We start from the raw sequence: 12,510 nt of genomic DNA on the forward strand, positions 1-12,510 counted from the left end.
GGCCTCGATGGACACTGACGAACATTCTTTCCCCTTGCGCTTATCACTATGGGCTGTCATCGTGGTGGACAAGTTCGCAAAGGCCCTCCAGCGCATGGACGCGGCTGCTGATCGAGCAGTCGTAGTGAGGGAGCGCCTTGAGACGGTGCAGGTCCGAATTGAAACGCGCATCGCGAGCAACGAGGCGTTTCTAGAAGACCAGCGGTGCAGGCTGCTCAATGGCTTCCCGCCGAACAGGAGACCGGAGTGAGGCGCACGGTCGCCGTCAGCACGCCCGATCGGGCCCGATTTCTTGCCTCAAAGCAATTCTCGCCACCTCCTCCGGATCACCAGTCGGCAGCGTCCCTCGGGTCGTCGGACTTGCGACGCATCGGGACCGGCTTGTGCTGCTAAGTGGCCGACGGTGAACCGGGGTCGCTTCAGGTCGGACGGTTCGGCCGGCGATGACGGTCTGGTGTTGAGTAGCGCGATGTCGAATTCCGCAGGATGGGGATCGGAGGGTCCGACCAATGTGAAGCCGGTGCTCAGGAATGGCATGCTTTCAATGCCTGTTGCGACCTACGTTGTACTTCGTGAGGCTGCCGACGGCCGGAAGCTGTGGGAGGGGCGCGTGTCCCCCTCGGATGAGGCGCGTGTGTGGGGACTCATGGAGGCCGGACTCGTGGTTCTCCACAGTCGGATGTACGTCGCAACGGATGCGGGGGAGCAGGTGGTGAGGGCGGTCGTGCGAAGCTGCCCTGGCGACATGTGGCCAGCGAACGGTCTCATTCAGGTGGACGTCAAAGCAATCGGGTGGTGACCAGGGGCGTCGGTCTCGGCAGCGTCATATCGACGGGCTGGGGAAAACCCGGTGTCAGAACCCGCTTCGCAGCGTCCGCTATTTACCGCGGGGGCAATCAAACTGCGGGGGCTTTCAATGACAGGACGGACAAGAAGAGAGAGGCGAAGGATGTGGCGGGAGTCGCTGAAAGAAGCCGAGCGAAACCTTCTGCAAGGCGTCGCCCTCACTCCTCGCGAGCTGTCGGACTTTCTTCTCCTGGCTGGGGATGAGCGTGCAGCCTTCTTCGCGATGATTGAGAGCGCCTATCTGGAATTCGACAGTGGCTTCGTCGTTGTGAGTCGAGCGGGGCGTCTTGCCCTGCGTGGCGTGTTTGGATCGAGATGGAACGACACGGATCGCTGGTACGACCCAGAGCAGGGCAAGTCGTGAGCGGACCGGTTGCCAGTTCTTGCCTCAAGGCCATTTTTGGCCCCGGAGGGATTCCTCAGTATCACCCCCCCATCTACTCAACAGGTTACCGCTGAGCCTCAGCGGTTTTCAGCTGCTCGACCTCGTGCTCCACTCGGCCGAGTTGGTTTCGGAGTGCAAGGATGTCTGTCCGCGCTTCTTCCGCGAGCTGGAGGTCCTTTTCGAGGCTCTGCATGACCCGTCGGTGCTGCCAGCCGGTCAGACTCATGAAGACGACGAATGCCCCGAATGCCCAGAATGGGGCACTTCGAGTCGTGGTGGTCGAACGGTCATCCGCCATTGGAAAACCTCCCTGGTCTATGGCCGAAGCAGAGCAGACTGTTTCCACTGAGGAGCGGCCGGTATCAACCACTCATCAGCGGGGGGAGGGGCTGTGGGCTGAGTGGCGGTTCGTCATACAGCCGCTTAACGTGCGGACGACGGCCACATTGCCGGGGGCTTTCATCACGATTGCGTCACATTCTTTGCGCTGGGGTGAGTCCGATGGTGAATGGGCAGCAGGTGGACGAGGAGCGGGCTGAAGAGATCGAGGACCTGGGGGAACCAACCAGCGTTCACATGCCGTCCCAATGGCGGCGGACTCTTGACCAATTCTCAGACCCGGAGCGGGTCGTGCCGTGGGTGCTGACAGGCCTCTTCATCCTGGTGGCCGGAGTCCTGTTCCAGCAATACTGGAGCGGAGCCTGGGGCGCCGGAGGGCCGGCGGTGGCAATGCCGATCGGCGGGGCAGTCTGCCTGGCCCTGGCGATCGGCTCGGCGGCCTTTGGCTGGCGGACGCTCCGGAAGCCGCCGAAGGTGATCGACCGGCCGACCTATTTCCTCTACCCCGAGGCAATCGTCGTCGAGACCTCCGAGACCACGGAGATCCTTCGCTGGGCCGACGTCGATGCCCTGCTCGCGCCGCCAGCGACCGGCAAGGGGTTCCGGCTAGACGCGCAGGACGGGCGGAAGTTCGAGCTGACCCAGTCGGTCGAGGAGTGGGGGACGCTGATCCAGACGATCATCGCCCGGGTGACGGCGGAGAAGCTGCCGGCGGCGCTGGAGGCCCTCGCCGCGGGTGAGACGCTGCGTTTCCGGAACCTGGGGATTCGGCGGGAGGGGCTGAGCAACAAGGACAAGCAGATTAACTGGTCAGAGGTAACGGCCATGGTGCTGCTCGTCAAGCCGGGGGCGAGCCTGTTGACCGTGCGGAAGAGCGGCTCCCTACTGAACTGGTGTTCGATGGACTTGCTTGAGATGCCCAACAACCAGCTTGTTTACGAACTGCTGGTTCGGACGGCGCCGAAGCATCTGTTGAAGGAGGAGAAGGCTTAGCGAGTCGTGGGCCCGCATCAGGGGGACGGCGGAGTGGGTGATTTCGCAGGCCCCGCCGGTCACTTCGCGCCTCATCGCGCCTCTGTCTCCTAGCGGGATGATGTTCGGCACAGTCAGCAAGTCATGTTGCGTTTGCCGCTTGTTGGGAGCAGACTGCTGAGAGTGGGCCGACAACACCAAGCGTCGGCAGGGCCCGGCAACATCCCTGGATGCTTCACGAGGTGGGTAACATGGCGGTGAATCCTCGGTCTTCGCTTTTGGTCGCCTTCGCATCCATCGCTCTGAGGGGGTCAGGTCTGTTCGGAGCCGATCCAACTCTCGAAAGAGTCGAAGAGCTCTTGATGGCCCCAGAACCCGCCCGTTCACAGAGTCGATTGGTGACAACGGTGTTCGGCAGCATGGACGACTCTCAACTAGCCGACATCATCGTCAGCTCGGCCAGCCTTTCGTTGCGTCTCCGGGCGGCCGAGGAGATCGCTTTGCATCGTGGGGACCCGCATGCCTGCGAGACGCTGCGTAAACTGATGGAGGACGTTCTCGATCTGCCGCTACCGTATCGAGTAGATGATGCGATTCTGAGTGGGAACTTCCGCCCACAAGGTCCAGGCCTCCCAGCCCCGGAACCAACGCGGATCCGAGTGCACCAAGGGATCATTCCGACTGAAGTGAAGCGGGATGAATGGTCCGTGTCATTCGAGGCCGCCGGCCGTCTTGTCGTATCGACTGGACGGAATCGGCGCGAGGTCCAAACATCCTTTCAGCGACCGAATGTCGCAGCTGTCGAATCAGATGGCGGGATCATCGTGTGTGCACTCTACGACGCCAGTGGCGATTCGCCACCGCTCTGTCTGGCGTTCGAGAAGGCAACGGCAGATGAGATCTGGCGACACGAGTGCGTCGTCCCCTCCCGTGACCAATTCGTGGCTTTGAGGAACGATCTGGAGCTGGCCATTCACGGAGATCATGTCTACGTGTTTGGCACCTGCTCACTGAGGGTGTTCGTCGAGTGCCTCGACTTGTCGAACGGGAGCCATCTGGGAAGCTACCGCCTCCGGTCTCCGATGATGCCGTTGCCGAAGAGGCACCTCGTTCCGGCAGAAAGAGGCTAGTCACGGCAACTCGTCCCGCTGCCCGTGTGGAACGCTATACGCTCCCCATCCGGCACGGCAGACTGGAATGACGCAGGCCAGGAAGGCCGATTGCGACCTCCAGCAGGATGGCGCGGCATTTAAGCGGCCAAAGCATCCTCCCAACAGCGCTTGCCCTCACCGTCGAGGGAGGGCCGCTTACGCCGGTGCTGATTCCATGATCATTCGCAATAGGTCCAAACTGACCGGTTTGACCAGATGGTGGTCGAAGCCGGACTCCCGTGTGCGGCGACGGTCGCCCTCCTGCCCCCAGCCGGTAAGTGCGATGAGGCGGACGTTCGCAAGGGCCGGCAGCTGACGGACCCGCTGCGCGACTTCGAACCCGCTCATGCCCGGCATCCCGAGATCGAGGAGAATCACCCGGGGGCCGAAGGCTTCCACCATCCCCAGCGCCTCCTCTCCACTGTAGACGGCGTGGGCATCACTCCCCAGCAACTGCAGCAGCGTGCAGAGGCTGGCGGCCGCGTCGCGGTTGTCGTCGACGATCAAGACTTTCTGCTGACGGGCCGCGCCGGCGGGACCTGGAGCCTGCGATCCTTCGGCCGGGGACGACGGCGCCTCGGATCGGGGGAGCCGCACGACAAACGTGCTCCCGCGTCCCTCGCCGTCACTGAGAGCCTCGACGGTCCCCTTGTGAAGCGCGACAAGCCGGTCGACGAGAGCGAGGCCGATGCCGAGTCCCCCTTGGGACGCGTCCCGCTGGCGGCTGACCTGCGAGAACATTTTGAGGACGTCCGGCAGTGACTCGGGCGGAATGCCGATCCCGTTGTCGCGGACGGTGATCGAGACCTCGCTCCCTTCTCCGGAGACCGTCAACGCGATGCGGCCTCCCGGGTTCGTGAACTTGGCCGCGTTGTTCAGGAGGTTGGAGACCACCTGCGAGAGGCGGACCGGATCCCCTTCGACGGTCACCGGATGCCGCGGCACGGACACTACCAGTTCGTGCGCCGCGGCGTCGATCAGCGGCCGGCTGGTCTCGACGGCGCTGGCGACGATCGTTCCGATGTCGACCGGCTGCAGCCGCAGATCGATCTTCCCCGTCGTTATCCGCGCAATCTCCAGCAGGTCGTCGACCAGGCGGACCATGTGGTGCACCTGGCGCTCCATCATCTCCTGGAGCTCCACCGCAGACGGGTCGGCTGGCGGACGCAGACGCAGGATGTAGAGCGATGTCTGAATCGGAGCGAGCGGATTGCGAAGCTCATGAGCCAGAGTCGCGAGGAATTCATTTTTCTGCCGGTCCGCGGCGAGTAGCTCTCGTTCAATCCGCTTTTGTTCAGAGACGTCTCGCGCAATCTTGGAGGCTCCGACGATCTCTCCTCGCGCGTTCCTGATAGGAGAGACTGTCAGGGAGATCTCAACGAGCGAGCCATCTTTTCGCCGGCGGACCGTTTCGAAGTGCCGGATGCGATCTCCCCGCCGGACCCGCGTGAGGATGTCATTTTCCTCAGCCAGCCGGTCCGGTGGGATCAGCATGGTGATCGACCGCCCGACAGCCTCCGAGGCGGGGTAGCCGAAGAGCTGCTCCGCCCCGGCGTTCCAGCTCTCTATGATGCCGTTGAGGTCCTTACTGACGATTGCGTCGTCTGAGCCTTCGACAATCGCCGCCAACCGCTGGTTGCTGGGCTCCAGGGCGTCGATCGAGCGGAGGATCTGGAAAGCGGACCCGGCGAACCGTCCCAAGGAAGCGAGCAACCTCGCATCCTCGCGATCGAACCGCCGGTCCTCGTCATGCGCGATCAGCCAGATGGTGCCGACGGGCTTTCCGTCGATGAAAAATGGCTCCAGGAGCGCTTCGCAAATGGGTGGATCTACGGCAACGGAATAGTGGTAATGCCGCTCGGGATATCGGAACAGTTGCGCGGAGCGATGGGAGATCACGACTCCGCACGGACTGGCGTCGAAGGGGAGCCCTCCACCGGTTTTGGGGGCCCAAGCTCCAGCGATTGCGGGCCAGTGAAACATCTCCTGGTCAGAATCAGATGAGAGAAGGCTGAGACCGGCAGAGCCGGCTCCAAACACGTTCAGCGCGACTTCTACCAGTCGACGAAGAATCGTGGAGGGGGATGCCGCAAGTTCTCGGGCAAGCTCTTCGAGCGCGCTGCATTGCAATTGGAAGTCCGGCCCCCGTGACGGCCGCCGTTCCAGTTCCTCTGTGACGAGGACCGACTCCAAGGGCATTCGATTTGGTGTCAGCACTATTCCCTCATTGCACTGAGGGGGAAGAGTGCCAGTGCGTTCGGCACCAGTCTATGACTCCATCTCAAGTCTCGCCACACTGCTCGATGCCAACGAGTCGCGGTCCCGTCCCGCTCCCTCGTATCCACGCTCGCATTGGTCTCGGTTCCTGAAAACAGGCGGTCGCTTCCAGAGCGGAATGTAGCGTCGCCGATCGGCTTACTTTCCGCCCAGATGAGCGTAGAGCCACCCTACGATGTCATTTGCCAGGCGGAAGTTCTGCATGAGCCAACGGAGAGGGGCGTACACGAACTTGAAGGGCACCGAAAGTCCTTCAGGAACGTATCCCTTCTGGTAGAGCACGGCGATGACGACGAAGCCGCCGATGTAGACGATGATGAGCACGGCGGACCATGCGGCCCATCGTGCGACTTTTCGTCCAGCCTGCATGCTGTTCCCCCGTTCGGACGCGGTCGCAGGATCGTCAGCTCCGTGACGCATCCAACGACGCCTCAGGGTCATCGGATAGCCGGATGACCTTCTCGATCTCGTCCGGACGCAGGTAGCTCAGCGTGATCTCGTTGCAGCGCCACACATTTCCGATGCATGGCTTGATACCCCACGCTTGGAGGTAGAGCTTCGCAGTCGTTGGGGTCAGCGGCTCCCCCTCACTGCGAGCGTTCTCAATGAAACGTTTCAGGTTCACTTTCACAAAAATCGGCGTTTCCATCTTGCGACCTCGAGAGTGCAGTCGTGGTCCCAAGACGCCATTTTGTCCGGAAATCTGACTTGCTCGCAAGCGAAAATGCTCGACGACGGAAGCAGGCTCGGCCGCCCGGTCCAACCCGTCTTCCGCTCCCGAGCGGCTGGAAAAAAGACAAGGTTGGGGGAGGAATCCGGCCGAGCTAGGGCGTAGCGACTGAGAGCCGCCTCCGACCTTGTGCAGCAGCGTTCGTACCTACCGATCCATGGGCGTTTTCGCGGACTCATACGTGAGGCTGTGCGGGCATGCACTTTGCCGGCGGAAATGGCATCATTGCCTACCAAGGAGCAAAACATGGCCACGCGCGAAGTCGCAGAGCAGAAGATCAACCGAGGGTTCGCAATTCATTTTGCCGTATACGCGATCGTCGTAGGTGCGTTGGCGTACATGAACCACACCCGCAACCCTGATAATTTGTGGGTGATGTGGGTAGCCGGAGGTTGGGGCCTAGGCGTGGTTCTTCATGCAATCCTGGCATTCACCCCGGCGACGCGTGAGAAGGGCGTCCATAACGTGATGGAACGGCAGAACGAGCGCGAAGCACGCGGCGGTAACATGACCGACAAGATGAGTTAGCCTGCTCGGTAAGCAATCAATGTTCGCGACCACTGAATCGCGTTCTGAGTTCACAGCCGGAGCTTCAACTGTCCTGATTCGACGATCGCACTGGAAACCTCGTATCCAGCCAGGCACGTTGATCAGCCAGTTGAGGCTCTGGCTTGTTTTCTTGACGATGACAGCTTGGTCAAAAAGAACACCCGGGCAGGTCGGACGCCTAACCCGGGTGAGACGTGCGAGTGGCTGCCGGACCACTAGCACACTGCTCGACTTATAAGCAGATCGTGTGCCCCGCGACCCAGGAACAATCGGGGCGAATGTACTTCGCCCACCTGGGTGTGGAGCTGCAGGACTTTGGCCCTGCGAGTCTGCCGCCCGTCTCCTAGGCATCGCCACCTTTGGATGTGAAAATCGATCGGGGCGGAAGCGGACATGAAGGCGGGCAAGCGCGACGCTGCCCCGACTCGATCATCCCCGAGCGATAACCAGAATTGGCAGGAACCGATCCGGAAAGTTCCTGACGGACACCCGCGTTGCTCAACCGACTTGAAGGCAAGTTAGAAAGGGCCAAGAAGAAGAACGCCCGGAGACGCCAGTAGGAGCGCGCCGGCATTCGTCTCATCCTCCTCGCCGTTATCCCCGGGCTACGCCAGTCTATCAGGATGGCCACCACAAGCATTCCGCGTGGCGCTTGAAAGTTCGCTCATCCGAGAGTCCGGAGTGGCACCCCCGACCTCGACAATTGGAGGTTCGTTGGATCAAGATGCGGCCCGACGCAGCTGAGTGCGTCTTCCGCAACCTGGTACCACGGGGCCGTGACGATGCGTGCTGTTCTGTCGATGGCGGTCGCTCTTTTCCTTGCTGGTGAGATCACCGCATTCGCTGCCGAAGAGGTCAAGGATCAGTTTGCCGCCGGATCCGTCTGGAACGGAGAGCTCCGTGTGGCTGGCAAGGAGGAGGCGGGGAAGGCGATCCTTACCGTCAGTGAGCGAATGGGCGAGTCATTCAAAGGTGAGTTCCTGGCCAAGAGTCCCGCAGGCAAGGTCGTTACGTTCCAGGTCAGCGGGACAGCGACGAACAAGGCTTCCGGCGCCGTGATCTTCGAGACGGAGAAGCAGGGTGTCTCTCAGTTGAAGATGCGTGGGAAGCTCACGAACAACGCGGTCAATCTCGTGTTCGTCGGCACGAGTCCGTTCGGCGGCAAGGGCGGTGGGGCGATCGTGCTGACTCCCAAACTGTAGCTGGAAGTCGTTCTGCAGAAGATCAATGACCGGGGACGGGAACAGAGGCGGTCCTTCAACCTCGCCCCGGTTAGTTATCCCCGGGCCATTCGTCCAAAGCACTCGGCAGAGTGGTCCCTGCCCAAGCGTGAGAGCCAGCGGCTACCGGACCGAATCTGGCTCTCAGTGTCCGAGCTGAGTATCCAGAATCCCGCAGTTCTGCGGGTCAAAAGTAAATTACAGCTTCGATCTCGTCCGGCCGGAGATAGGCCAAAGAGTGATCGGTGCACTGCCAGAGATCGTCTGGCAGCGGGACGAACTTCCACGCAAGCAGATACATCCGAGCTTGTTCGAGTGGCAGAGGCTCCCCGTCACGACCCGCGTTCTCGGCCAACCGCTTCAGGTTCACCTGCACGTAATACGTCGCCCGTTTCAATTCCAGCATTTTCACCACAACACCTTCGATCGTCCGCGGTGAAGGAACACTGACATGGGGTCGCAATCGAAAATGCCCGGAGACAGGAGCGGCAGCGAGGCAATCGAATCCCGTGGCTGCTCGACCGTCCCCAGGTGGAACACCAAAAGTGCCCGAGGCAGGAACTTGGGCTCGGCTAGGAAGCCACGCTCTACCGCTCTCGGGCCTTATCAGTATCCGCTGGCCGGGGGAATCCACAAGAAAATAACGACGCCCGGGGACAGGAACAGGGCGTGTAGGGCCAGCCACAGCTCCGCTCACCTTCCCCGGGCAACAGAGTGATAGCAGGACGAGATCCCCGCGGATATCGTTCCCCCCATGAGTGATCCGTCGCGGGGCCTGCAGAATCTCAACGGTGCCGCACGTCTCGTCGCTGAGGCTGCGGCCAACCTTCGCACGATCGCCGACAAGGCTACGCTAAGGCGGTTGCGTTTGATCCAAGTCGAACTGAAGCTGATCGAGGAACAGCAGCAGGCGAAACTCAGCCGGGCGACAGTAGCTGACAATCCCCCCTCGTCCGCCGCTGGAAAGGCGACCGACAACGCGAGCGAGTAACAACGCTCGAGAACGGAAACGGTCGCGATGCAACACGATCTCGTGACTGCCCAACCGTCTCCAAGCGGAAAGAGACTGCGAAGCCCGGGGAGAGCCACCAGAGCGCTGCCGGGACAGTGCTCCCTCCTCCTCAGTGACATCCACCGGGCGAGGACAGCATACCGCCGACAGCTCACTCCGTCCCGATTCCCGCGGCCGTCAGGTCTTGGACGAATTCCGCGATCATACGGAGGCAGTCCTCCTCTTGTTCAACGCCTTCGATCGTGGTGCGAATCTTGTCGGTGTGCCCGACAGCGTCCGACTGGACGACGAAGAGATAAGGGCCAATTTCGCGGTCCTTAAAGCTCTGGAGGCGCCAGTCGTTAAGGCGGAGATCTCATACGGGGTCGCAGTCATGCCGGGAGGCGTCCCTTCCCGCGAGCGCCTAGATTCGCCCCCACCGAGCCGTGCAGATCACCGCATACTCGGGCTGCGGTCAAAGAGCTGGTAACCGCTTTCAGACCACAAAGGATTACTGACCCCCGATCTTCTCGACGCCGACACGGCGATTTCGCGCGTGGCACCCAGATCACGTCTGGTGCGCGGTCAACCGCTTGGGAAGATGGGCGTTGGAAGCTGAGTCCTGCCGGTCCTTCCTTCCCGACCAATTGAGGGTCTGTGGGGTGGCCGATGACAGGGCTTGTTCTGCTGTCCGACGAGGTCGCGCTGCTGAAGTTCGCTGCAACGCAGGGGGCCCTCCGCCGAACGGGTGAGACGCTCGGCCACGAGATCGCTTGTGATTTCTTCTGCCAGTCCGGTCTCGCCGATCTTGAAGGCGATCAGGTGCGACTCACAGCCTTCGGTCAACGCTTGGCACGCCGGCTCATCTCAACTTCGGCGGCTGGCACCGTATCCATTCCCCCGGCCCTTCTCGATGCACTGGGGCCGCAAGTTGTATTCACGCGTTCGCCGTGCATGTAATGGTCACGTGGGGGAATCGCTCTTCCTGGCTTGCCGTAGCGTGTTTGGGAACGGCGGCGAATCATGTGCTCCTCGGCTCGGCCATCTTCTCTCCGGCTGAGCCAACCGACGTTGAGACGCGGTCGCGAACAGGGCGCCGACGAAGTCGTATTCGAGTAACGAGGCCGAGCAGGATCGGACGGCCGTTGACAGCGTCATCGCGGCAAGCAATTGGACTCGAGTTGAACACCATTCGGAGCTCGCATCCGCCCTGATTTCTCAGCGACCGCGTTCCCGGGGAATTCCTGGTCTTCATGGAACTCCTGGACTGAGGTTGATTCGCAAGTAGTCGATGGTCGGCGGTTCTCGAAGGATTGAGTCAAGTCGATACGGCCTGCCGGGTGCTGCGATCGAAATCGCGATCAGCGAGGGAGTAGTTCGATGCAGGACCTGGTGCTCTTGCCTGATGAAGTTGCGTTACTGAAACGGAGTGCGTTGCAGGGGGGGCTCTGCGGGACGCACGGAGGTCTGTCCGAAGAGGCAGCTTTCGAATTCTTTTGTGAGCAGGGACTGGCGGAACTTCGGGCGAATGGCCTTCGTCTGACTTCCTGGGGCCGCCAGCTCGCCCGCGAGCTGACCGAAGACGGCAATGTCGGCGTAGTGCGACTTCGACCGTCCACGCTGGCTGCTTTCAGGGGCGGTTGACTCGCAGTGGCTGAGCGGACTTTCCCAGCGATGTTGGGGGAAAACCTGTTTGTGCCAAGCGCCGTCCGGTAGTGCCCATCGCTCGACGTCTTTCCCGCAGCGCCCGTGTCGGATGACGAGAGAAAAAACGTGATCGCAGAAGACTGGGTGTTCTCAGACATCACATACGAGTTATTACAGGGGGCGGCGACCGCTGATGGAGTTCCAGTGCAGCGGCTCACGGTTCCAGAGGCTGCAGCTACATGGTGGTTGGCCCACCTCGGCTTGGTGCGTCTGGAGAAGGGGCGCGTCGTCGCGACAGATCGAGGGCAGGTCGTTTCACGTGCTGAGATGGAGCAGGTCCCAGGTGCTTCTCGCATACGGGTGAGGGCAGGATCCCTCTGGGCAACGAAGCTCTCGAGGCAATGGGCTGCGCTCGGGCCTGGCAATCGGATCCCGTGGGGAGGCTGACTGCCGTACAGGGGCGGCAGATGACAGATCGAATTCCACAACTCGCTAGATAACGGGAGGTCACTGAAGCGCGTTCACTAAACAACGATCGATACGTCCAATGCTCATAACCGTGCGAGCAGTTCGCGTTTCTTTGTCTGAAACTCCTCTTCCGTCAATGCACCGCTTTTGTGCAGCTTCGCCAGGCGTTCGATCGACGAGATTACGTCTTCCGAACCCGACCGCCTTTCCACCTTTGACTCCGTCTGTTCACGCGGGAGAGGTTCCGAGACTGCCTTCGCCGGGTAAAGCTGAGGCAGGCTGGCGATGTCGATCGGACCATGCTGGCTGCTGAATTTGATGGAACTGCCCCCGGACTGTTGTTGAGAAACCCCTCCGATCTGATGATCCAGCGTGTCGTACACCGAGACTTCTCCGCCGAGATCGAGGGCCAGCCGCCGCGGCCCTGCGAAGTAAGCGTACCGCATGTTGTTCTGGGATCCCGTCGCGTTTGGCGTCCCCAACTCGTCGGGCCACCAGTTCTTGGATTGTGCCGCGGTGCCCTGAACAAAGAGATTTGATCTGCGGGCAGTGTTGCCCGCTGCTGCGGCTGTCGGAGCTGGGACGTCTCGCGTTGCTCGACTCGAAGATTGTGACTGACTCTGAGACTGGCTCATGGATGGGCTCTCTTCCGAAATTGGGGAGTCGTTGAGGAGGTCCGAGAGTTCCCGGCAAAGCGCATCCACCTTGGCTTTCAGGGCGTGATTGAACATGTCGCCAATCATCGTCATTCCGCCCCGCATCCATTGCCCGACCCCTCCCAGTTCGGCGATCGAGAACTGGGCCATCGTCCCGTTGCCCTGGACGACGGCTTCAAGCAACGTTGTCACTGCCTCGGCCGATACCTGATTCCGGCGGGCGATCTCTTGAATTCGTTTCCGTCCCTCAGGTGTCAGCTGCATGGTGCTCACATGTGC

13 protein-coding genes are annotated in these 12,510 nt (G+C 61.3%); 7 read left to right on the forward strand and 6 right to left on the reverse strand.

What is annotated here, in order from left to right; genetic code table 11:
* Positions 1-7: 7 nt before the first annotated feature.
* Both VT03_RS14935 and VT03_RS14945 read left to right on the forward strand, forming a co-directional pair.
* The gene (locus tag VT03_RS14935; RefSeq protein ID WP_075093711.1) at positions 8-250 is read left to right on the forward strand and encodes a hypothetical protein; all 243 of its coding nucleotides are present in this window, start codon (positions 8-10) and stop codon (positions 248-250) included.
* A 699-nt stretch (positions 251-949) separates the two neighbouring features.
* A complete protein-coding gene (locus VT03_RS14945; protein ID WP_075093713.1) occupies positions 950-1,210 on the forward strand; it encodes a hypothetical protein in 261 nt (86 codons plus the stop codon).
* Positions 1,211-1,295: 85 nt separating this feature from the next.
* Here the strand turns inward: VT03_RS14945 and VT03_RS14950 are convergent, their stop codons facing one another.
* A complete protein-coding gene (locus tag VT03_RS14950; protein ID WP_075093714.1) occupies positions 1,296-1,529 on the reverse strand; it encodes a hypothetical protein in 234 nt (77 codons plus the stop codon).
* 203 nt (positions 1,530-1,732) lie between these two features.
* Between VT03_RS14950 and VT03_RS14955 the strand changes: the two genes are divergently transcribed.
* On the forward strand, positions 1,733-2,563 hold the full coding sequence (locus VT03_RS14955; RefSeq protein WP_075093715.1) for a DUF6585 family protein: 831 nt from the start codon (positions 1,733-1,735) through the stop codon (positions 2,561-2,563).
* A gap of 1,286 nt (positions 2,564-3,849) precedes the next feature.
* Here VT03_RS14955 and VT03_RS14965 read toward each other — a convergent pair.
* From VT03_RS14965 to VT03_RS14975, 3 genes are all read right to left on the reverse strand, one after another.
* A complete protein-coding gene (locus tag VT03_RS14965) occupies positions 3,850-5,892 on the reverse strand; it encodes an ATP-binding protein (protein ID WP_075093717.1) in 2,043 nt (680 codons plus the stop codon).
* Between the two features lie 216 nt (positions 5,893-6,108).
* Entirely contained in the window at positions 6,109-6,390 is a 282-nt protein-coding gene (locus tag VT03_RS14970) for a hypothetical protein (protein WP_156514514.1), read from the reverse strand.
* A complete protein-coding gene (locus tag VT03_RS14975; protein WP_075093719.1) occupies positions 6,374-6,619 on the reverse strand; it encodes a hypothetical protein in 246 nt (81 codons plus the stop codon). Before VT03_RS14975 ends, VT03_RS14970 begins: the two co-directional genes overlap by 17 nt.
* 327 nt (positions 6,620-6,946) lie before the next feature.
* Here VT03_RS14975 and VT03_RS14980 point away from each other — a divergent pair, with 327 nt between their 5' ends.
* Both VT03_RS14980 and VT03_RS14985 read left to right on the forward strand, forming a co-directional pair.
* On the forward strand, positions 6,947-7,228 hold the full coding sequence (locus VT03_RS14980) for a 2TM domain-containing protein (RefSeq protein ID WP_075093720.1): 282 nt from the start codon (positions 6,947-6,949) through the stop codon (positions 7,226-7,228).
* 803 nt (positions 7,229-8,031) lie between these two features.
* Positions 8,032-8,451: a hypothetical protein gene (locus VT03_RS14985; RefSeq protein WP_156514515.1), complete on the forward strand. Its 420-nt coding sequence runs from the start codon at positions 8,032-8,034 to the stop codon at positions 8,449-8,451.
* A gap of 205 nt (positions 8,452-8,656) precedes the next feature.
* Here the strand turns inward: VT03_RS14985 and VT03_RS14990 are convergent, their stop codons facing one another.
* Positions 8,657-8,881, reverse strand: a complete 225-nt coding sequence (locus VT03_RS14990) for a hypothetical protein (RefSeq protein WP_156514516.1) — start codon at positions 8,879-8,881, stop codon at positions 8,657-8,659.
* A 342-nt stretch (positions 8,882-9,223) separates the two neighbouring features.
* Between VT03_RS14990 and VT03_RS14995 the strand changes: the two genes are divergently transcribed.
* On the forward strand, positions 9,224-9,460 hold the full coding sequence (locus VT03_RS14995; protein ID WP_075093723.1) for a hypothetical protein: 237 nt from the start codon (positions 9,224-9,226) through the stop codon (positions 9,458-9,460).
* Between the two features lie 669 nt (positions 9,461-10,129).
* Entirely contained in the window at positions 10,130-10,420 is a 291-nt protein-coding gene (locus VT03_RS15005; RefSeq protein ID WP_075093725.1) for a hypothetical protein, read from the forward strand.
* Between the two features lie 1,238 nt (positions 10,421-11,658).
* On the opposite strand, the gene VT03_RS15015 is transcribed toward VT03_RS15005, so the two are convergent.
* Complete coding sequence (locus tag VT03_RS15015; protein WP_075093727.1) at positions 11,659-12,495, reverse strand: SHOCT domain-containing protein; 837 nt, start codon at positions 12,493-12,495, stop codon at positions 11,659-11,661.
* Positions 12,496-12,510 lie beyond the last annotated feature (15 nt).

Source organism: Planctomyces sp. SH-PL14 (assembly GCF_001610835.1).
Taxonomy (GTDB): Bacteria; Planctomycetota; Planctomycetia; order Planctomycetales; family Planctomycetaceae; genus Planctomyces_A.

What these genes read in the sequence shown, in the direction of transcription:
- VT03_RS14935 (WP_075093711.1), top strand. Translation starts at nt 8, where the DNA reads ATGGACACTGACGAACATTCTTTCCCCTTGCGCTTATCACTATGGGCT.
- VT03_RS14945 (WP_075093713.1), top strand. Translation starts at nt 950, where the DNA reads ATGTGGCGGGAGTCGCTGAAAGAAGCCGAGCGAAACCTTCTGCAAGGC.
- VT03_RS14950 (WP_075093714.1), bottom strand. Translation starts at nt 1,529, where the DNA reads ATGGCGGATGACCGTTCGACCACCACGACTCGAAGTGCCCCATTCTGG.
- VT03_RS14955 (WP_075093715.1), top strand. Translation starts at nt 1,733, where the DNA reads ATGGTGAATGGGCAGCAGGTGGACGAGGAGCGGGCTGAAGAGATCGAG.
- VT03_RS14965 (WP_075093717.1), bottom strand. Translation starts at nt 5,892, where the DNA reads ATGCCCTTGGAGTCGGTCCTCGTCACAGAGGAACTGGAACGGCGGCCG.
- VT03_RS14970 (WP_156514514.1), bottom strand. Translation starts at nt 6,390, where the DNA reads ATGCGTCACGGAGCTGACGATCCTGCGACCGCGTCCGAACGGGGGAAC.
- VT03_RS14975 (WP_075093719.1), bottom strand. Translation starts at nt 6,619, where the DNA reads ATGGAAACGCCGATTTTTGTGAAAGTGAACCTGAAACGTTTCATTGAG.
- VT03_RS14980 (WP_075093720.1), top strand. Translation starts at nt 6,947, where the DNA reads ATGGCCACGCGCGAAGTCGCAGAGCAGAAGATCAACCGAGGGTTCGCA.
- VT03_RS14985 (WP_156514515.1), top strand. Translation starts at nt 8,032, where the DNA reads ATGCGTGCTGTTCTGTCGATGGCGGTCGCTCTTTTCCTTGCTGGTGAG.
- VT03_RS14995 (WP_075093723.1), top strand. Translation starts at nt 9,224, where the DNA reads ATGAGTGATCCGTCGCGGGGCCTGCAGAATCTCAACGGTGCCGCACGT.
- VT03_RS15005 (WP_075093725.1), top strand. Translation starts at nt 10,130, where the DNA reads ATGACAGGGCTTGTTCTGCTGTCCGACGAGGTCGCGCTGCTGAAGTTC.
- VT03_RS15015 (WP_075093727.1), bottom strand. Translation starts at nt 12,495, where the DNA reads ATGCAGCTGACACCTGAGGGACGGAAACGAATTCAAGAGATCGCCCGC.